This is a genomic window from Burkholderia sp. S-53 (assembly GCF_025560745.1).
GTDB classification, from domain to species: Bacteria; Pseudomonadota; Gammaproteobacteria; order Burkholderiales; family Burkholderiaceae; genus Burkholderia; species Burkholderia pyrrocinia.
The window spans coordinates 3,120,008-3,139,285 of record NZ_CP090483.1 but is presented as its reverse complement, the minus strand read 5'-3'; the positions used below and the strand labels follow the sequence as shown (position 1 = coordinate 3,139,285).

Sequence of the window (19,278 nt, the reverse complement as noted above, 5' to 3'; positions counted from 1 at the left end):
CGCGGCCGCGTGCGGCCCGTCGCGACGCGTGTGCCGCGACGCTTCGCACGGGCGTTAAGATGCGCGTATTGCGGCGCGCGACGCGTGCCGCGTCACCGCTTGCCGACTCCGATTGCATGGACGATTCGACCGATATCCTCATTCCGCTGCTGCCGCCGTTCCTCGCGCTGCTCGGGCAGGCCGCCGACGCGCAGGCGCGCGGCGCGCGCGCCGCGTACGATCTGTGGCTCGCCGCAGCCGCCCATCTGCATGCGGTCGACGCCGATGCGCTCGCGCAACTGACGGCGACGCTCGTCGCGCGGCAGCGCACGGCCGACGCGCTCGCGCTCGCCGAATGCGCGGCGCGCGTGCGGCCGGGCGCGGCCGCGTACTTCAATCACGGCTACGCGCTGCAGATGGCCGGCCGTCACGCGGACGCCGTCGCGCCGTACCGCGCGGCGCTGGCGGCCGATGCCGGCTGGCCGTCGCTGCGCAACAACCTCGCGATCGCGCTGCGGCTGTCGGGCGGCGACCGCGCTGAAGAGATCGCGCTGCTCGACGCGGCCGTGAACGCCGACCCGCGCGACGTGCAGGCATGGATCAACCTCGTTGTCGCGCGGCTTGCGACGCAGGATCTCGACGGTGCGCTCGCGGGTGCCGCACGGCTCGCCGACCTCGCACCCGACAACGCGCTCGCGATGAACAACATCGCGATGGCGATGAAGGAGGCGCAGCGCTGGGACGACGCCGAGCGTTACGCGTCGCGCGCGTGCGAGCTGGCGCCCGACGACGCGTCGTTCCGTTTCAACCTCGCGATCATCCAGCTCGTGCGCGGCAACTACGCGGCCGGCTGGCGCGGCCACGAGGCGCGCTGGGACGGCGCGGGCGAGCTGCGCGGCCGCCGGCCGGCGCTGCCCGGCCCGCGCTGGCAGGGCGAGCCGCTCGCAGGCAAGACGCTGCTCGTGTGGGGCGAGCAGGGGCTCGGCGACGTGCTGCAGTTCTGCCGCTACGTCACGCCGCTCGCCGAGCGCGTGCATCGCGAGGGCGGCCGGCTCGCCTGGAATACGTTCCCGCAGGTGGGCACGCTGATGCAGCGCAGCCTGGGCGCGCAGGCCGATGTGTTCAGCGCGGGCGGCGGTGTCGACGCGTTGCCTGCATTCGATTACGAAGTGCCGCTGATCGGCCTGCCGCTGATGCTCGACCTGGGAGCGTCGACGCTCGCGTCGTCGGTGCCGTACCTGCGGGCCGATCCGGATGCGCGCGATGCATGGCGCACGCGGCTCGCGGGCGACCGCCGGCTGAAGGTCGGGCTCGTGTGGACGGGCAGCGCGGGCCACCAGCGCAATCCGTTCCGGCGCGTCGGGCTCGAGCGCTATGCGGACGCGTTCCGCGGGATCGACGCCGCGTTTTGTTCGCTGCAACCGGGCGCGAACGCGGAGGTCGCGGCGGCGCGCGCAGCCGGCTTCGCGATCGAGGACTTCACGGCGGAACTGAAGAGCTTCGACGATACGGCCGCGTTCATCGGCGCGCTGGATCTCGTGATCACCGTGTGCACGTCGGTCGCGCACCTGTCGGGGGCGCTCGGCGCGCGCACCTGGGTGCTGCTCGACGTGAATCCGCACTGGCCGTGGCTGCTCGAACGCAGTGACAGCCCGTGGTATCCGACCGCGACGCTGTACCGGCAGCGGACGTTCGGCGCGTGGGAGCAGGTGATGGAGGAGGTGAGCAGCGATCTGCGGAGCCTGGCCGCGCGGCCGGCTCATCCGGATCAATCGGCCCGGCAGGCCTGAGCGGCCGACCGCATTGCGGTCACGGGCCGCGTCGCGCAGCGGCGGCCTCCACGCAGCGCGCGGCGGCCGCCTGGCGCGTCATGCGTGCCGGTCGTCGTCGGGCTTCGCGCCGTTGCGCCGGCGCAGCCCCGGCCCGAACGTGAAGCCGAACGCGAGCAGCACGAACGACACCGCGAGCACGATGTTGTTGCCGCTCGTCACGTACGGCGTGAAGCCGCTCGTGCCTTCGATCCGCACGTCGAGCGAGCCGATCGTGAACGGCTTCAGCTGGCCGAGCACGCGCCCGTGCGCGTCGATCGCGGCCGTCATCCCGGTGTTGGTCGAGCGCAGCATCGGCCGGCCCGTTTCGAGCGAGCGCATCCGCGCGATCTGCAAGTGCTGGTCGAGCGCGATCGTGTCGCCGAACCACGCGAGGTTCGTCACGTTGACGAGCACGCCCGGCGGTTGCGGGTTGTCGCGGATCGTCGCGGCGATTTCCTCGCCGAACAAGTCCTCGTAGCAGATGTCGGCCATCACCGGCTGGTTGTGCACGAGGAACGGTTTCTGCACGGGCGCGCCGCGCGCGAAGTCGCCGAGCGGCATCTTCATCAGGTCGACGAACCACCGGAAGCCCCACGGGATGAATTCGCCGAAGGGCACGAGGTGGTGCTTGTCGTAGTGATAGATGTCGCGCGAGTTCGGCGTCACGCCGTACAGGCTGTTCGTATAGTCGACGTAGCGGCCGTCCTCGGTCACCGACGCGCCGACCGCGCCGAACAGCACGGCCGAGCCGGTCGTGTCGCTGAACTTGCGGATCGCGGCGGCGAACGGTTCGGGCAATTCCTGGATCATCACCGCGATCGCGGTCTCGGGCGTGACGATAAGGTCGGCCGGCTTCTCGACGATCATCTGCTGGTACATCTTGATCGCCGCGTCGATGCCTTCCTGCTCGAACTTGATGTCCTGCTTCACGTTGCCCTGCAGCAGCCGCACGGTGAGCGGCGCGTTCGCGGGCACGGTCCACGTGACCTGCGACAGCCCGAGGCCGATCGCGACGAGTGCGATGGCGACGCCGGCTGGCGCGGCGATACGCACGCGCGCGTTGCCACCGGCGCTGCCTTCACGCGCGGGCGACGGGCGTGCGGCGGCGAGCGCCTGCACGACCAGCGCGGCGAACAGCGCGAGCACCCACGCGATCCCGTACACGCCGACCACCGGCGCGAAGCCCGCGAACGGGCCGTCGACCTGCGGGTAGCCGCTCGCGAGCCACGGAAAACCGGTGAACAGCGTGCCGCGCAGCCATTCGCCGCAGGCCCACGCGCTCGCGAACGCGAACGCGCCGTGCCAGGTCGGCGAGAACGGTCGCGGGTCGGGCGCGCGGCGATGCCACGCATGGCCCGCGCAGAACGACCACAGCCCGGCCGAGAACGCCGGGTACAGCGACAGGTACAGCGAGAACAGCACGAGCGCGCCGCCCGCGAGCGGCGCGGCCATCTCGCCGTACACGTGCATGCTGATGTAGAGCCACCAGATGCCGCTGATGAAGTTGCCGAAGCCGAACGCGCCGCCCGTGAGCGCGGCGCCGCGCCAGCTCGACGTGCGCGTCAGTTGCGCGAAAAACCAGACGAATACGACGAGCTGCAGCCAGCCGCCGTGCGGGGTCGGTGCGAAGCTGAGCGTATTGGCCGCGCCGGCGAGCAGCGCGGCCGGGTAGTGCCAGCGCGGCAGCGCGCGGCCGGGGGCTGGCGCGAGAAGGCCGCCAGCCGGGCGGGACAGGATCGGATCGTCCATGTGAAGCGGAAGTGGGCGAGCGGTTGAAGGAGACGCGGCTGGCGCGGGACGCTCAGTCCTCGTGCGAGGTTTCGGCGCGACGGCTGGCGAGCGGATTGCGGCGCACCAGCAGCACATGAACCTGGCGCGCATCGCCGCGCTGGATCTCGAACACGAGGTTGCCGAGCTGCAGCTTCTCGCCGCGGTGCGGCACGCGCCCGAAATGATGGGTGATCAGGCCGCCGATCGTGTCGACTTCGTCGTCGGGGAAATCGGTGCCGAACGCCTCGTTGAACTGTTCGATCTCGGTGAGCGCGCGCACGCGGTAGCGGCCGTCCGGCCCCGCGATGATGTTGCCGGCTTCCTCGTCGAAGTCGTATTCGTCCTCGATGTCGCCGACGATCTGTTCGAGCACGTCCTCGATCGTGATCAGGCCCGCGACGCCGCCGTATTCGTCGACGACGATCGCGAGGTGGTTGCGGTTCACGCGGAAGTCGTGCAGCAGCACGTTCAGGCGCTTCGATTCGGGAATGAACACGGCCGGGCGCAGCATCCCGCGCACGTCGAACTCTTCTTCCGCGTAGAAGCGCAGCAGATCCTTCGCGAGCAGCACGCCGATCACGTTGTCGCGGTTGTCCTCGAACACGGGGTAGCGCGAGTGCGCCTTTTCGAGGACGAACGGGATGAAATCTTCGGGTTTGTCGGCGATGTTGATCGCGTCCATCTGCGCGCGCGGGACCATGATGTCGCGGGCGCACAGGTCGGATACCTGGAACACGCCTTCGATCATCGACAGCGAATCGGCGTCGATCAGGTTGCGTTCGTGGGCGTCCTGGAGGATTTCCAGCAGCTCGCCGCGGGATTCGGGCTCGGGCGAGATGAAGTCGGTCAGGCGCTCGAGGAGCGAGCGCTTTTCTTGCGGTTTGTCGGTTGGCTTACGACTGGGATACGAATCGTTCATGGTGGTGCGCCCGGGTCATGCCGGGGCGCGCTGTCACGGAGTAGGCAAGGATACACCAAGGGCACGACGCGACCGTGTCACCCCGGCCGCCCGGCCAGGGTGCGCGTCCGCGCGAGCCCCGCTCGCGGACGGCCGCGCCGGGCGCGACAACGTCCTCGCATCCATCCTATCTCATAAAAGGCCGACGGCGCACCAGCGGCAAAAAACGGGTATGGAAAGGGCGTGCAGGCGGGAAGCGGAAAGGCGACCGGCCGGCCGGTCGATGTCGGCGGCAATCCGCCGCACGTGATCGCGCCCGGCGCGCGGCTCAGAACCGCATGCCGGCCGAGCAGCCGCCGGCTGCCCCGCCGTTGCTCGCGGCGCCGCCGCAGCCGAATATCCCGCAGCCGGACAGCGCGACGCTCGCGGCGACGAGCAGTGCGGCGAGCTTGCAGCGCGACCAGCGTGAAGGTTTCATCGGTAGCGTCCTCGTTCGAATCAGCGGGCGGCGCGGCTTCGCGTGGCGGCAAGCCGGGCGTCGCGTTGCGTCACCGGCATCGCGCGAGCAGCCCTTCCAGCGCGCGATCGGGAATGCCGCTCGCGCGCAGCGCGTCGACCGTGCGGCTTACGTAATCGAGCGTCGTGCCGTAGCGGCCGGCCGCGCAACTGAACACTTCCTTCACGACGGGGTCGGACAGCTTGCCCGTATAGGTCGGCACGTCGCGGCGCATCACGAACGCGAGCGCGTTCACGCGTTCGCCGTTCTCGAGCGAGCACGGCAGCCACGCGGGCCGGTACGACCCCATCGGCATCTCGCGCTTCCACAGCGTCTCGAGGTGCGGCTGCGCGGTCGGGCCCGCGAGCCGGAACGCGATGCCCGAGCACGAGCCGCCGCGATCGAGCGCGAGCACGAGGCCTGGACGTTCGGGCGTGCCGCGATTCACGCGCGACCACAGGTAGAGCCCGCGATGGTAGCCGTGCACCTTGCCGCGCACGGCGGCGACGGTCGGCAACCCCGGGTTCCAGATCAGCGAGCCATAGCCGAACAGCCAGAGGTCCTGCCGGCCGTCCCAGTCGCGCATCGTGTGCGCGAGCGACGCCGCGAGCTCGTCTTCCGTCAGCAACCGCCCGTCGCCGATCGACGGCGGGTAGGCGGGCGGGAGCATCACGGCGTTGCGCATCGTGCGGCAGACTTACTGGTACGGGTTCGGGAAGCCCAGCTTCGCGAGGATGTCGACTTCGAGCGCTTCCATTTCGGCCGCGTCCTCGTCGCTCGTCTCGTGGTCGTAGCCCTGCGCGTGCAGCGCGCCGTGCACCAGCAGGTGCGCGTAATGGGCCGTGAGCGGCTTGCCCTGATCGTGCGCTTCCTTCTCGACGACCGGGCAGCACAGCACCAGATCGCCGATCACGGTGCCGTCAGGCGCCGCGTCGTACGCGAAGGTCAGCACGTTGGTCGGGTAGTCCTTGTGGCGGTAGCCGGCGTTCAGCGTGCGGCCTTCGTTTTCGCCGACGAAGCGCACGGTGAGCTGCGCGCTGGCGAACAGCGCCGGCTCGATCCATTCGGCGATCAGCTTGCGCTTGGGCAGCGCCTTGCGTACATCGCTCGTGATTTCGTCGCCGTACTGCACGGACAGGTCGAGTTCCGGCTCACGCAGCGCATCTTCGATTTCGTCTTCGCGCGGCGCGGGCTCGGCGCCCACGTGCAGCGTCACGCTGTCGTAGTGCTCGGGCTGCAGCGCGAGCTTCGCGCGCATCGCCGGATCGTTGTGCTGCGCGACGATCGCGACGGCCGCTTCCCCCGAGCTGCCCGACAGGTCGAACATCAGGCTGCGGCCGTCCGGGAAGTCGATGCGTAGCCCCTGCGCGTTGACGCTGCGGGCCTTGCCTTTCGCGTCGAACAGCGAAAGACGGGGGGATTCGGGGGCGGCCGGCTGGGCGCCCCCGGACTTGCGAGAACGGGAGGATTTCATGACGCGTGCGGCGATTGGAACGCGTTGAGGATACACCAAACGGCCGATCGCACCCGAATTCGCGCGGGCGAAAAAAAGCCCGGCGCGCCGTCTGGCGGGCCGGGCCGGCAGGCCGGGGCAGCGCGCGGGCGCGGCCGGCCGGTCAGCCGTCCTGGTGCTGCGCGTGGAACTCGTCGTACGCCTCGACGATGCGCGCGACGAGCGGATGGCGGACGACGTCCGCGCTCGTGAAACGCGTGAGCGCGATGCCGCGCACGCCGCCGAGCACCTGCTGCGCCTCGACGAGGCCGCTCTTGTGGCCGCGCGGCAGGTCGACCTGGCTCGTGTCGCCGGTCACGACCGCCTTCGAGCCGAAGCCGATCCGCGTGAGGAACATCTTCATCTGCTCGGGCGTCGTGTTCTGCGCCTCGTCGAGGATGATGAACGCGTGGTTCAGCGTACGGCCGCGCATGTACGCGAGCGGCGCGATCTCGATCATCTGGCGCTCGAACATCTTGGCCGTCTTGTCGAAGCCGAGCAGGTCGTACAGCGCGTCGTATAGCGGACGCAGGTACGGGTCGACCTTCTGCGCGAGGTCGCCCGGCAGGAAGCCGAGCCGCTCGCCGGCCTCGACGGCCGGGCGCGTCAGCACGATCCGCTTGACCTGGTCGCGCTCGAGCGCGTCGACCGCGCACGCGACCGCGAGGTAGGTCTTGCCGGTGCCGGCCGGCCCGATGCCGAGCGTGACGTCGTGCGACAGGATCTGCTTCAGGTATTCGCGCTGCGCGGGCGTGCGGCCGCGCAGGTCGGCGCGCCGCGTGTAGAGCTTCGGTCCCTGCTCTTCGAGCGCCTCGTCGTCGAGCTGCACGACAGGCTCGTCGAACGGATGGTCGGGGTCGCCGCGGAAGCGCACGTCGAGCGTGTTCTCGCGGCCGTTGCCGGCGGTGTGGCGCACTTCGACCAGCGCGAGCTGGATGTCGTCGACGGACAGCGGATCGCGCGCGCGATTGTAGAAGTTGTCGAGCGCGGCGAGCGCGAGCTTGGCGCCGCGCCCGCGGATCGTGATCCGGTGGCCGCGCCGCGCGAGCGTGACGTCGAGCGCCTGTTCGATCTGCCGCAGGTTTTCGTCGAGCGGGCCGCAGAGATTGGCAAGGCGCGCGTTGTCGTCGCGCGGCGCGATGAATTCCAGGGGTTGGGCGGGCTTCAAAGTGGCGTCGGGCTCCGGTGATGCGTCGGTCAGTGGGTGGCCGCGCTCGCGTCGTCGCTGACGAGCACGAGCTCGCCGCGCAGCGAATGCGGGTACGCATGGTTGATCTTCACGTCGATCATCTGGCCGATCAGGCGCGGGTGCGACGCGAGCGGCGCCGGGAAATTCACGACCCGGTTGTTCTCGGTGCGGCCCGCGAGTTCGTTCGGATCCTTGCGCGACGGGCCCTCGACGAGGATCCGCTCGACCTTCCCGACCATCGACTGGCTGATGCGCGCGACGTTTTCCTCGATGGTCGCCTGCAGATGTTGCAGGCGTTTGAGTTTCACTTCGCGCGGCGTGTCGTCGTGGAGGTTCGCGGCCGGCGTGCCGGGGCGTGGGCTGTAGATGAACGAGAAACTCGTGTCGTAGCTCATCTCGTGCACGAGCGCCATCATCTTGTCGAAATCTTCTTCGGTCTCGCCGGGGAAGCCGACGATCATGTCGGTCGACAGCGACAGGTCGGGGCGGATCGCACGCAGCTTGCGGATCACCGATTTGTATTCGAGCACCGTATAGCCGCGCTTCATCGCCATCAGGATGCGGTCGGAACCGTGCTGCACGGGCAGGTGGAGGTGGCTCACGAGCTTCGGCACCTTCGCGTAGGTGTCGATCAGGCGCTGCGTGAATTCCTTCGGGTGCGACGTCGTGTAGCGGATCCGCTCGATGCCGGGGATGTCGGCGACGTATTCGATCAGCGTCGCGAAATCGGCGATCTCGGCCGCGCCGGCCGTCAGCGCGCCGCGATACGCGTTCACGTTCTGGCCGAGCAGCGTGACTTCGCGCACGCCCTGGTCGGCGAGGCCGGCCACTTCGGTCAGCACGTCGTCGAGCGGGCGCGATACTTCGTCGCCGCGCGTGTACGGCACCACGCAGTAGCTGCAGTACTTCGAGCAGCCTTCCATGATCGAGACGAACGCGCTCGGCCCCTCGACGCGGGCGGGCGGCAGGTGGTCGAACTTCTCGATCTCGGGGAACGTGATGTCGACCTGCGCGCGGCCGCTCGCGCGGCGCGCGTCGATCATCTGCGGCAGGCGGTGCAGCGTCTGCGGGCCGAACACGAGGTCGACGTACGGCGCGCGCGACACGATCGACGCGCCTTCCTGGCTCGCGACGCAGCCGCCGACGCCGATCAGCAGGCCGGGTTTCGCTTCCTTCAGCTCGCGCACGCGGCCGAGATCGGAGAACACCTTCTCCTGCGCCTTTTCACGCACCGAGCACGTGTTGAACAGGATGATGTCCGCGTCTTCGGGCGTGTCGGTCTTTTCGAGGCCTTCGGCGGCATTGAGCACGTCCACCATCTTGTCCGAGTCGTACTCGTTCATCTGGCAGCCGAAGGTCTTTACGTAAACTTTCTTGGTCATGGGGATTCGCCGTTCGCAGTGGTTGACCTGGGGGCGTCGTCAAGAGTGAATCGGGACGGCCGTGCGCTGCACGCAGGTTGCGCGCATCGAGCATGAAAAGCCGTCGGGAAAGCTTTCCATTATAGCTTTTCGCGCTGCCCCGGACGGGCGGCGGGTTGCGGCCGCGCGACGTCGCACGTCAGGTTCCGACCCTTGAACGGCGGCGCACCGGCCGTCAGCGGCACGCGTTCAGCAGGTCGTCGAGCGCGGCTTCCTCGCGCGCGAAGCGTTCGGCGAGAAAGTCGAGCAGCACGCGCACGCGCGGCGCCATGTAGCGCTTGCTGTGATAGATCGCGTGAAGCGGCGCGTCCTGGTGGCGCCAGTCGGGCAGCAGCACGCGCAGCCGGCCCGCGCGGACGTCGTCGGCGATGTCCCACAGCGATTTCAGCGCAATGCCGTGACCGCGCAGCGTCCATTCGCGCGTGAGGCCGCCGTCGTTGGTCTCGAACGCGGTCGCGACCGGCACCCGGTGGATCTGCACCTCGTCGCCGCGCGTGAAGTGCCAGACGTTCATCGGCCCGGACGCGATCGTGATCACGTTGCACGGAAAGCGGGCCAGATCGTGCGGGTCGGCCGGCATGCCGTGGCGCTCGACGAACGACGGCGCCGCGCACAGCACGCGCCGGTTCGTCGCGAGCCGCCGGGCGATCAGCGCGCCGTCGGGCGGCGCGGCGAAGCGGATCGCGAGGTCGATCTCGTCCTGCCACAGATTCGACGACGAATCGGACGCCGTCAGCGAGAACGTAACGTCCGGATGGCGCGTCGTGAATTCGTCGAGCCAGTCGAGCAGCTGGTTGCGGCCGAAATCGGACGTCGACGACAGCCGTACCTTGCCGCCGACGACGTTGCGGCCTTCCTGCAGCATCGCGTCCGCATCGTCGAGCGCCTGCAGCGCCTGCCGGCAGCAGTTCAGGTACAGCCGGCCCTCGTCGGTGAGCCGCAACTGCCGCGTCGAGCGTTCGAAGAGCCGCGTCGCGGTCTTCGCCTCGAGCTTCGCGAGGCGCGCGCTCGCGGCGGCCGGCGTGAGGTTCAGCTTGCGCCCGGCCGCGGACAGGCTGCCCAGTTCCGCCGCCTCGACGAACAACCGGATATCGCCCAGACGATCCATTCGATTTTCCAGAGTTTTTTGAAAATGGTTCAAATGCCACGCCAATTATCAAATATCGGCGTCTTCGCGACAATGCGCGCACATCCCGCTTCTTGTGCGGTGCGGCACCGACCGGGCGCCGCGTCCGCCGCCTTCCGGAGAACGTCATGCCCATTCCGTTACTGGCGCTCGCGATCAGCGCGTTCGCCATCGGCACCACCGAATTCATCATCATGGGCCTGCTGCCCGAAGTCGCGCACGATCTCGCCGTATCGCTGCCGTTGGCCGGCCTGCTCGTCACGGGTTACGCGCTCGGCGTCGCGGTCGGCGCGCCGCTGCTCGCGGTGCTGACGAGCCGTATGCCGCGCAAGGCCGCGCTGCAGTTGCTGATGGCGATCTTCATCGTCGGCAACGTGCTGTGCGCGACCGCGTCCGGCTACGCGATGCTGATGGTCGCGCGCGTCGTCACGTCGTTCGCGCACGGGTCGTTCTTCGGGATCGGCGCGGTGGTCGCCGCGTCGCTCGTGCCGGCCGACAAGCGGGCGAGCGCGATCGCGCTGATGTTCACGGGGCTCACGCTGTCGAACGTGCTCGGCGTGCCGTTCGGCACCTTCGTCGGCCAGTTGCTCGGCTGGCGCGCGTCGTTCTGGATCGTTGCGGCGCTCGGCGTGCTGGCGCTCGGCGGCGTCGCCGCGCTCGTGCCGAACCGCCATGACGGCGGGCCCGTCGGCCTCGGCCATGAGGTGCGCGTGCTGAAGGAGCCGCAGGTGTGGCTCGCGCTGCTGATGACGGTGCTCGGCTTCGGCGGCGTGTTCGTCGTGTTCACGTACATCGCGCCGATTCTCGAAACCGTGTCGGGCTACGCGCCGCGCGCGGTCGCGCTGATCCTCGTGCTGTTCGGCGCGGGGCTGACGATCGGCAACACGCTCGGCGGCAAGCTCGCCGACCGCGCGCTGATGCCGTCGCTGATCGCGATCCTCGTCGCGCTGATGGCCGTGATGGCCGTGTTCGCGAAGACGAGCCACCTGCCGGTCGCGGCTGCCGTCACCGTATTCGTGTGGGGGATCGCCGCGTTCGCGACGGTGCCGCCGCTGCAGGCGCGCGTGGTCGAGAAGGCCGCGAGCGCGCCGCATCTCGCGTCGACGCTCAATATCGGCGCGTTCAATGTCGGCAATGCGGGCGGCGCGTGGCTCGGCGGCCTCGCGCTGGAACACGGCTTCACGCTCGATGCGCTGCCGTGGGTCGCCGTCGCGGTGACGTTCGCGGCGCTCGTCGTGACGTGGTTCGCGATGCGGCTCGACGCGCGGGCGCCGGCACGCGGCGCGGCGCACGCGGCGCAATGAGCGGCGCAACGACGACGTATTCGCGACGTCATGGCGACGCCATAGCGGCAGGAAAAGGTTCGCGAGAAACGCATTCCTCCGCGATGCTGATAACGGTGTGAAGATAACTTCGTTTGCCCGCGCAAGACCGGGTGATAGCGTCTCGATACGCGCCGTTGCTGGCGCAACCCGATTCCGATCCCGGCTTACCCCATACGCAGGGCCGCGCAGCGGCCCGGAGGCAATGCTATGTCTTCACCCCTGGCGCTGGTGCGCGACGTGTCCTCCTTCGAGTCCGGCGATGCCGCCGACGCGCGGACGTCCGCGTCGCTCGACCTCCTCGAGCAGGTCGTCGGCGTGAACCTCGCGCGCTTGCGCGCCGAGCGGCAACTGTCGCTCGATGCGCTCGCGCGGCTGTCCGGCGTGTCGCGCGCGATGCTCGCGCAGATCGAGTCGGCGCGCAGCGTGCCGTCGATCAAGGTGCTCTGCAAGATCGCCGCGGCGCTGAAGGTGTCGGTCGCCGCATTCCTGCGCCGCCATGCGGTGAACGGCTTCGAGCACCTGGCGGCCGAGCGCGCGTCGCGCGTCGTCAGCTCGAGCGGCCGTTTCTCGGCACGTGCGCTCTACCCGGAAGGCGAGCCGGCCGCGGCCGAATTCCACGAGCTGCGGATCGCGCCGCTGCATACGGAGCCCGGCACGCGCCGCGCGCCCGGCACGACGGTCAACCTCGTCGTCAGCGAGGGCACGCTCGAAGTCAGCGTGCATGACCGCCGCCAGTTGCTCGCGACCGGCGACGCGATCGTGTTCGACGCCGACCAGCCGTACAGCCTGCGCAACCCGGGCGACAGCGAAGCGCGCGCGTTCCGCGTGACGGTGAGCCCCGAAGTGCCGCCGCGCTGGCTCGTGCCCGACGCGGCGCACGCGGCCGGCTGATCGTGCGGGCCGCTCGGAGCGGTTGCCGTCCCCATATCGGGCGGGATCGCAGTGCGACCGTCGGCCGTTTGGACGATGCCGTTAGACCGAGTCGTCAGTAAGGTTTCAGGTGTGGTTCGCTGCGCCGCGCGCGCGGCTGTTGTATGCTTGGCCCGCCGACGATGGGCAGTCCCCATCCGGCAATCAGTGCGTCTTCAGGGCGGGGCGAAATTCCCCACCGGCGGTAGGCTGGCGTAAGCCGGCGAGCCCGCGAGCGCCCGCGCAACCGCGCGGGGTCAGCAGATCTGGTCGAATGCCAGAGCCGACGGTCACAGTCCGGATGAGAGAAGATGTGCAGATAGTCATGTCCGTCAGGGCCGCTTCGCCGTGCGTGCGAAGCGGGTTGTCGTTCTGTCTGTTTGCAATGCCCTGAAACGTTTTTCGCCCAAATCGTATTTGCGAGGAGCGTTTCACATGTCCTTGATGTCCGTTTCGTCGGCTCCCGCCGACGCCTTTGCCGATCTCCCGTTGCTGGATTCCGAACCGGTGCCGCCGCGCATCGCCGCTGCGCTCGAAGCAATGCGCGCAGGCCGCGCGGTCGTGCTGCAGGATGATCACGACCGCGAGAACGAGGCCGACCTGATCGTCGCCGCCGAGCGCATCACGCCCGAGACGATGGCGCTGCTGATCCGCGAGTGCAGCGGCATCGTCTGCTTGTGCCTGACCGACGACACGGTGCGTGCGCTCGAGCTGCCGCCGATGGTGCAGACCAACGAGAGCCGCAATGGCACCGCGTTCACCGTGTCGATCGAGGCGCGCGAAGGCGTGCATACGGGTGTGTCGGCGGCCGACCGCGTGACGACGATCCGCGCGGCGATCGCCGACGGCGCGAAGCCGCACGACATCGTGCGCCCCGGCCACGTGTTTCCGTTGCGTGCGCAACCGGGCGGCGTGCTGGCACGCCGCGGTCACACCGAAGGCACGGTCGACCTGTCGATCCTCGCGGGCCTGAAGCCGGCCGGCGTGCTGTGCGAGCTGATGAATCCGGACGGCACGATGACGCGCGGCGACGACGTCGAGCGTTTCGCGCAACGGCACGGGCTGCCGATGCTGACGATCGCGGAACTCGTCGAATTCCGCGAGGCGCTGGCGGCCGCGCGCGAGGGCTGCCTGAGCGAAGCCTGACCGGATGGTCGCGCGGGCTCCGAAATCTGGAGATTCGGCGATATTCGGCTTCCGGAGCGCTACCTATACTCGACCGGGCTCGACGGCATCGCGAACCGACAGTCCGGTTCGTGGTGCCGTGCTTGCACGGGAACCCGTGGCGATCGCGCACGGGTGTCGATCACGAATCAACAGAGGTAGGGAAATCATGCGAACAATCAACGTGACGGAACGCGGGTGCGTCGGTGGCGGGGCAGGCGGCCAGCACACGAGTCAGTTGCCGGAGGGCCGCAACGATACGGCAATGCGTACCATTTCGTCAGGGACGGCGGTTGTCGGCTCGCGCGGCCGCTATTTTATCTACAAGTTCCCGGACGGCTACACCCCGCCGGAGATTCCGCGCGAATGGCTGCGTTAAGCGCTGACCGCCCGGCGTGTCCTTGCAGATCAAGCCGGGCAACGGGCTGGCCGGCTTCCGTTACTGCGGAATTCCGCTGGCCTTGCTGCGCTGAACGGCGCACCCCGTTCACGACGGCGGATCGTCCAGCGCTGCCGTCGCGCTTCGTTCAGGACTGCACGTCGCCGAATTCGCCGCGCACGCCGGCTTCGACGAGCGCCGGCAGTTCGTCCATCCTGCGCATGATCCGCGTGATGCCCATCGAGCGCAGCGCGTCCGCGTAGTTGTCGGGGATGTGGCTCGCACCGACGAATGCGATCGTCTTCATCCCTGCCGCGCGTGCGGCATTCAGCCCCGACACGCTGTCCTCGACGACGATGCAGCGCTCCGGCGCCACGCCGAGCGTTTGCGCCGCATGCAGGTAGACGTCGGGGTAGGGCTTCGGTCGCGACACCTGCTCGGAACTGAACACGCGCTCGCCGAAGATCTCGGTGAGCGACGCGCGCTTCAGCGAGTTGCGCACGCGCACGAGCCGGCTGTTCGACACGACGGCGGCCGGCAGGCTGACTTTCAGCAGCGCGTCGCGCACGCCGGTGATCGGCGCGAGCGATTGCGCCAGCGCGATCTCGATGTTGTGCTCGATGGTCTCGATGAAGTTGGCAGGCATCTCGACCCCGAAACGGGATTCGAGCCCCGACAGGAAACGCGACGTCTGCTGGCCGAACGCCGACTTCGCGGCGGCTTCGAAATCGATGTGCGGGAAGGTGGCGGTCAGCGTTTCAAGCAGCACGCGGTCGGCAATGACTTCGCTGTCGACGAGCACGCCGTCGCAGTCGCAGATGAGGTGATCGAGCATGATGGTGAAAAAGCGGGATATCGGCGACGCCGATCGATTCGCCATCATACGTGCTTTCCTGCGCTTGCCGCGCGCCGTTTCGGCAAATTTGCCCGATGCGGTCGCGGCGTCGCAGCCTGTCGTACCGGTGTGCCGCCACCGATCGTGCGACGATGGCGGCCCGCTTGCACGGGCCGCCATGGTTTGCGTCATACCTCGATCACGCGCCCCGTTTTCCACGACGTCATCGCGGCCTCGGCCAGCTCGAGCGCGGCGAGCCCGTCGTCGATCGTCGTCCTGACCGGCGTGCCGTCGCGCAGCGCGTCGACGAAGTGCGCGATCTCGGCCGCGTACGCATGCCGGTAGCGCTCGAGGAAGAACGGCTCCGGCACGTCCGCCGCGATGCCGCCGGCCAGCCACGCGCTGACCTCGGTCGGCCGCACGTTGCCGGCCTGCAGCATCCCGTTGCTGCCGAGCAGCTCGAAGCGCTGGTCGTAGCCGTAGGCCGCGCGGCGCGACGTGTTGATCTGGCACAGCAGCCCGCGCCGCGTGCGGATCGTCACGGCGGTCGAATCGATGTCGCCGGCATCGAGCACGGCCGGGTCGGTCAGGCAGCTGCCGGTCGCGTGCAGCGTCTGCGCTTCGTCGCCGAGGATCCAGCGGAACACGTCGAAGTCGTGGATCAGCATGTCCTTGAAGATGCCGCCGGAGCTGCGGATATAGTCGACGGGCGGCGCACCCGGGTCGCGGCTCGTGACGACCAGCATCTCCGGCGCGCCGATCTCGCCGCGCTCGACGCGTGCCTTCAGCGCGGCGAACGTCGGGTCGAAGCGGCGCTGGAAGCCGATCATGCAGGTCACGCCGGTGCGCCGCACGACGTCCGCGCATTCGCGCGAGCGCTCGACGGTCAGGTCGACCGGCTTCTCGCAGAACACGGCCTTGCCCGCGTTCGCCGCCGCGACGATCAGGTCCGCATGCGTGTCGGTGCTCGACGCGATCACGACCGCCTGCACGGCGGAGTCGCCGAGCGCTCGCTCGATGTCGGCGACCTGCGCGCAGTGCGCGTGCGCGAGCGCGTCGGCCGAAGGCGCATGCCGGTCGATCACGTACTTCAGCTTCGCGCCCGGGTGGCGCGCCAGATTCGCCGCATGGATCTTGCCGATTCTTCCCGCGCCGAACAAAGCGAATTCGATCATCCTGTTCTCCTGTTGAGTCCGTTGTCTTCCGATCGGGCGCGGCACGCACTGGCCGCGGCCCGCGTTGCACGTCAAAACGAATGGTTGATGCCGATGTTCACACCGGTCTGCGAGCGGCCCGGCAGCGGATTCGCGAGATTGTCGTTGTCCGTGCCGGGGTTGTTGTTCGCGACCGAGAAATTCGAGCCGCTTGCGTTGCGCACATGCGCGACGGTCGCGTAGAGCAGCGTGCGCTTCGACAGGCTGTATGCGGTGCCGAGCGCGAACATCGACGCATGGCCGGACGGATCGTGCGTCGCGTCCCCCGCGCCCGATCCGACGTGCACGTAGTACGCGGCGCCACCGAGGGCGAGTGCGGGCGTCACGCGATACTGCGCACCGATCCAGTAGTGGTCCGCATTGCGCGCGAGGCCGGCCGGCGTATCGGGTGCGTTCAGGTGCGTGTACGCGGCCTGCAAGGTCAGCGCGCGCCAATAGAGGTTCGCGCCGGCAAAGACTTCGCGCGAGCTCGTGAACACGTTGCTCATCCGGCCGTTCGCGTCGCGCAATTCGTCATACATGGCGCGCAGCATCACGAAGTCGTTGCGGTACGTGAGCTGGATCCCGTCGCTGCGGCCGAACTCGTTCGCCGCGCCGAGATTGAAGCCACCGGCCTGATTGCCGAGCGCGTATTGCGCATGCACGCTGAAGCCGTTCCACGACGGCGACCGGTATTCGATGTTGTTGCTGGTGATCGGCACGTTGCGGCTGCGTACCAGCGCGGTCGCCGAATACGCCTGCTGCAACAGCGGGTCCATGTCCCACTGGTCGTTCGCGATGAACAGGTTGCGGCCGAACGTCAGCGTGCCGAGCCGGTCGTTGCGCACGCCGACGAGCGCCTTGCGGCTGAACAGGCGGCCGTTGCCGTCGCCCGCGGTGCCCGACATCAGGTTGGTGCCCGATTCAAGGTTGAAGATCACGCGATAGCCGCCGCCGATGTCTTCCTGGCCGAGCAGCCCGAACCGGCTCGCGCCCCAGTCGCTGCTTTGCGCGCGCAGCCGCGACGCGGTGGTGCCGTTACCGGTCTGCACCTGGCTCACGTAGTCGAGGCCCGCGTCGGCGACGCCGTACAGCGTGACCGACGTCTGCGCAAAAGCGCCGTAACAACAGAGGATTCCTGAGCATCCTAGCGCGGTTAGCGCGATTCGTTTCATGTCGTCTCCAGACCAGTCGTCGTTTTCTTGTAGATTGCCTGCTTGCCTGCATCGCGCTCGTGCGCATCATTGTGCGCGGCGCGACGCGCGGCGGTTGCCGCGGCGGCGTGCGCCGCCGCGATGCTCAGTGCGTGGCCAGTTCGCCGCGCACGTAGTCGATGCTCGCGCGCAGCCGGTCTTCGATGTCGTCGGCCTCGGCGATTTCGTTCGCGAACGGCTCGAACGAGAATGCGCCGCGGTAGCCGCGCGCGAGCAGTTCGCGCAACTGCCGGATGTTGCCGAGCCGGTCGGCGCCGCCGACCAGCACGCGATGACCGTCGCGCATCCGGTCGACCGGCAGGTCGTCTTCGTCGACGCCCGAGATGTGCACGAGGCCCGTCAGGTTCGGGAAGAAGATGTCCTCGCCCGACAGGTGATGGTGGAACGTGTCGTGCACGAGCCGGAAGACCTGTTCGCCGGCCGCGTCGTAGATGCCTTTCACCGCGTCCGACTTGCGGCGCAGCGCGCATTCCTCGAAGCCGAGCGGCTCGATGAAGCCGAGCAGGCCGCGCGCTTCGAGGATCGGTTTGAGCGCCTTCAGCGCCTTCACGAGATCCGCATGGCGCACGTCCGCGCCGCGTGCGTCGCCGCGGCTGTTGGTCGGGCACAGCACCAGCGCGCGTGCGCCGCATTGCGCCGCGTAGTCGGCCAGCACCGTCGCTTCGTCCGCACGCTCGGCGTTCCATTGCTCGAAGCGCTGCAGCGCGTTGATCGTCAGGATCGTCACGCCGCCGGCTTCGGCCGTTGCGCGCACGGCGGCGGCCGGCGTGCCGTCGGCGATCTCGACGCCGTCGAGATCGTTGCGGATCTCGATCGTGTCGATGCCGAGGCGCCGGCACAGTGCGACATAGCGGTCGAGCGGCAGGCGCGGCGCGCTCATCCGGTTCAGCGAAAAGTGAAATGCTTGCGTCATCGTTCTGTCCTTGCGCGTCGAGTGGGGGTGGGTTCGAATCAGGTGCTGGTGCGAGCGGTGCCGCCGGCCGGCAGGTTTGCAGGCGGCGCGGCGAGTGTGTGCCACGTGTCGCGCAGCCAGTGCGCGCACGCGACGTTGTTGTCGAAGATCGAATAGCGTGCGCCGCCGCCGTAGTCGGGAAACGGGATGAACTCGCAACTGATCTGTTCGAGCCGTGCCGGCCGCGCGTGAACCTGCGACTGCAGCAACTGGTGCAGCGCGGTCTTCCACGTGTCGAGCGCTGTCGCGTGCCAATCGCCGTGGTAAGCACCCGGCGCCGGCGCGACGAACGGGTACTGGATGCCGCGGCCGGGCCGGCCGTCCGCGCGGCGCATCCAGCGATTCTCCGGGTTGTTCGGCATCACGCTGCGCGCATGGGCATGCCGGACCCAGCCGCGCGCGATCCAGTCGGCGTAGAAGGTCTCGGGCGACGCAGGGTCGAGCATCAGGCTGCCGCTGTCGGCCGATTCGCGAATGCCCGACGCGTCGAGTTCGGCGCGATTGCCGATCTTGAACAGCAGGTGCGAATGATCGAGCGTGATCCGGAACGGCGCACCGGCCTGCTCGACATGCTGCGCGACACGTGCGACGCGCGTGAAATCCTCGCTCCACATGTCGACGTGCACTTCGAGGCTCGGCAGGCAGCCGACCGGCTCGCCGCGTTCGTAGGTACGCAGGTAGAAATCGGCGACTTCGCGGTCCGACAGCGGATGGCCGTCCGCGTGATGCGCGTAGAGCTGGCAGTTGAGCACCGTGCTGCCGAACCGCGCGCCGGCGTCGACGATTTCGGCGACATGCGGTTCGTCACGGCCCGCGTGCCAGATGCCGCCGATCACGCGGATCGGCAGCGCGTGGCGTTCGACCAGCGCGAAATACGGCGACAGATCTTCGCCGCGCGCCGGGTTCTTTTCGACATAGTCGAACACGCCGGCGCCGGCGACCATCCGGAAGCGTTCGGCGGGCGCGGGCACCGGCAGGCCGTCGTGTTCGAGCACGCCGTCGAGGTTCACGCCGATGAGGATCGGTTCAGCCATCGTCTCCTGTCCGTTGTTGTGCTGGGGATGGCTGTCCAATGTACGGATGCGCCGCGCGGGCTGCATGACAAACGTTGACGAAAAATCGCCA

The 19,278-nt window shown here is 68.7% G+C and carries 18 protein-coding genes and 1 riboswitch; of the genes, 5 read left to right on the top strand and 13 right to left on the bottom strand.

The window, feature by feature from the left end:
* Nucleotides 1–116: 116 nt before the first annotated feature.
* Entirely contained in the window at nucleotides 117–1,769 is a 1,653-nt protein-coding gene (locus LXM88_RS19600) for a hypothetical protein (protein ID WP_262536353.1), read from the top strand.
* Nucleotides 1,770–1,847: 78 nt separating this feature from the next.
* Here the strand turns inward: LXM88_RS19600 and lnt are convergent, their stop codons facing one another.
* The 8 genes from lnt to LXM88_RS19560 form a co-directional block, all read right to left on the bottom strand.
* Nucleotides 1,848–3,539, bottom strand: coding sequence for an apolipoprotein N-acyltransferase (lnt, locus tag LXM88_RS19595; protein WP_262536351.1), 1,692 nt, complete (start codon nucleotides 3,537–3,539; stop codon nucleotides 1,848–1,850).
* A 52-nt stretch (nucleotides 3,540–3,591) separates the two neighbouring features.
* A complete protein-coding gene (locus tag LXM88_RS19590; RefSeq protein ID WP_262536350.1) occupies nucleotides 3,592–4,479 on the bottom strand; it encodes an HlyC/CorC family transporter in 888 nt (295 codons plus the stop codon).
* Nucleotides 4,480–4,786: 307 nt separating this feature from the next.
* Nucleotides 4,787–4,936 carry a hypothetical protein gene (locus tag LXM88_RS19585; protein ID WP_167347841.1) on the bottom strand — a complete coding sequence of 50 codons (150 nt, stop codon included), beginning with the start codon at nucleotides 4,934–4,936 and terminating at the stop codon, nucleotides 4,787–4,789.
* Between the two features lie 70 nt (nucleotides 4,937–5,006).
* Complete coding sequence (locus LXM88_RS19580; RefSeq protein ID WP_262536346.1) at nucleotides 5,007–5,639, bottom strand: gamma-glutamylcyclotransferase; 633 nt, start codon at nucleotides 5,637–5,639, stop codon at nucleotides 5,007–5,009.
* Nucleotides 5,640–5,651: 12 nt separating this feature from the next.
* Nucleotides 5,652–6,428: an rRNA maturation RNase YbeY gene (gene ybeY, locus LXM88_RS19575; protein ID WP_262536344.1), complete on the bottom strand. Its 777-nt coding sequence runs from the start codon at nucleotides 6,426–6,428 to the stop codon at nucleotides 5,652–5,654.
* A 142-nt stretch (nucleotides 6,429–6,570) separates the two neighbouring features.
* Nucleotides 6,571–7,614 carry a PhoH family protein gene (locus LXM88_RS19570; RefSeq protein ID WP_262536342.1) on the bottom strand — a complete coding sequence of 348 codons (1,044 nt, stop codon included), beginning with the start codon at nucleotides 7,612–7,614 and terminating at the stop codon, nucleotides 6,571–6,573.
* Between the two features lie 29 nt (nucleotides 7,615–7,643).
* Complete coding sequence (gene miaB / locus LXM88_RS19565) at nucleotides 7,644–9,017, bottom strand: tRNA (N6-isopentenyl adenosine(37)-C2)-methylthiotransferase MiaB (RefSeq protein WP_047898970.1); 1,374 nt, start codon at nucleotides 9,015–9,017, stop codon at nucleotides 7,644–7,646.
* A gap of 214 nt (nucleotides 9,018–9,231) precedes the next feature.
* Complete coding sequence (locus LXM88_RS19560; RefSeq protein ID WP_262536339.1) at nucleotides 9,232–10,164, bottom strand: LysR family transcriptional regulator; 933 nt, start codon at nucleotides 10,162–10,164, stop codon at nucleotides 9,232–9,234.
* A gap of 146 nt (nucleotides 10,165–10,310) precedes the next feature.
* On the opposite strand from LXM88_RS19560, the gene LXM88_RS19555 reads away from it, so the two are divergent.
* The 4 genes from LXM88_RS19555 to LXM88_RS19540 all read left to right on the top strand — a co-directional run bounded on the left by LXM88_RS19555 (nucleotide 10,311) and on the right by LXM88_RS19540 (nucleotide 13,959).
* A complete protein-coding gene (locus tag LXM88_RS19555) occupies nucleotides 10,311–11,486 on the top strand; it encodes an MFS transporter (protein ID WP_262536337.1) in 1,176 nt (391 codons plus the stop codon).
* Between the two features lie 228 nt (nucleotides 11,487–11,714).
* On the top strand, nucleotides 11,715–12,398 hold the full coding sequence (locus LXM88_RS19550; protein ID WP_262536335.1) for a helix-turn-helix domain-containing protein: 684 nt from the start codon (nucleotides 11,715–11,717) through the stop codon (nucleotides 12,396–12,398).
* A 186-nt stretch (nucleotides 12,399–12,584) separates the two neighbouring features.
* Nucleotides 12,585–12,733, top strand: a riboswitch (FMN riboswitch).
* 118 nt (nucleotides 12,734–12,851) lie between these two features.
* Nucleotides 12,852–13,562 carry a 3,4-dihydroxy-2-butanone-4-phosphate synthase gene (gene ribB / locus LXM88_RS19545; protein ID WP_262536333.1) on the top strand — a complete coding sequence of 237 codons (711 nt, stop codon included), beginning with the start codon at nucleotides 12,852–12,854 and terminating at the stop codon, nucleotides 13,560–13,562.
* A gap of 187 nt (nucleotides 13,563–13,749) precedes the next feature.
* A complete protein-coding gene (locus LXM88_RS19540; RefSeq protein ID WP_262536331.1) occupies nucleotides 13,750–13,959 on the top strand; it encodes a hypothetical protein in 210 nt (69 codons plus the stop codon).
* 148 nt (nucleotides 13,960–14,107) lie between these two features.
* Here the strand turns inward: LXM88_RS19540 and LXM88_RS19535 are convergent, their stop codons facing one another.
* The 5 genes from LXM88_RS19535 to LXM88_RS19515 all read right to left on the bottom strand — a co-directional run bounded on the left by LXM88_RS19535 (nucleotide 14,108) and on the right by LXM88_RS19515 (nucleotide 19,187).
* Complete coding sequence (locus tag LXM88_RS19535; protein WP_262542881.1) at nucleotides 14,108–14,794, bottom strand: HAD family hydrolase; 687 nt, start codon at nucleotides 14,792–14,794, stop codon at nucleotides 14,108–14,110.
* Between the two features lie 188 nt (nucleotides 14,795–14,982).
* The gene (gene iolG, locus LXM88_RS19530) at nucleotides 14,983–15,969 is read right to left on the bottom strand and encodes an inositol 2-dehydrogenase (RefSeq protein WP_262536330.1); all 987 of its coding nucleotides are present in this window, start codon (nucleotides 15,967–15,969) and stop codon (nucleotides 14,983–14,985) included.
* A 71-nt stretch (nucleotides 15,970–16,040) separates the two neighbouring features.
* Nucleotides 16,041–17,162, bottom strand: a complete 1,122-nt coding sequence (locus LXM88_RS19525) for a porin (protein ID WP_262536328.1) — start codon at nucleotides 17,160–17,162, stop codon at nucleotides 16,041–16,043.
* Between the two features lie 124 nt (nucleotides 17,163–17,286).
* Nucleotides 17,287–18,114 (bottom strand): TIM barrel protein, encoded by an 828-nt coding sequence (locus tag LXM88_RS19520; protein ID WP_262536326.1) that lies wholly within the window; start codon nucleotides 18,112–18,114, stop codon nucleotides 17,287–17,289.
* A 38-nt stretch (nucleotides 18,115–18,152) separates the two neighbouring features.
* The gene (locus tag LXM88_RS19515; RefSeq protein ID WP_262536324.1) at nucleotides 18,153–19,187 is read right to left on the bottom strand and encodes a xylose isomerase; all 1,035 of its coding nucleotides are present in this window, start codon (nucleotides 19,185–19,187) and stop codon (nucleotides 18,153–18,155) included.
* Nucleotides 19,188–19,278: the final 91 nt, after the last annotated feature.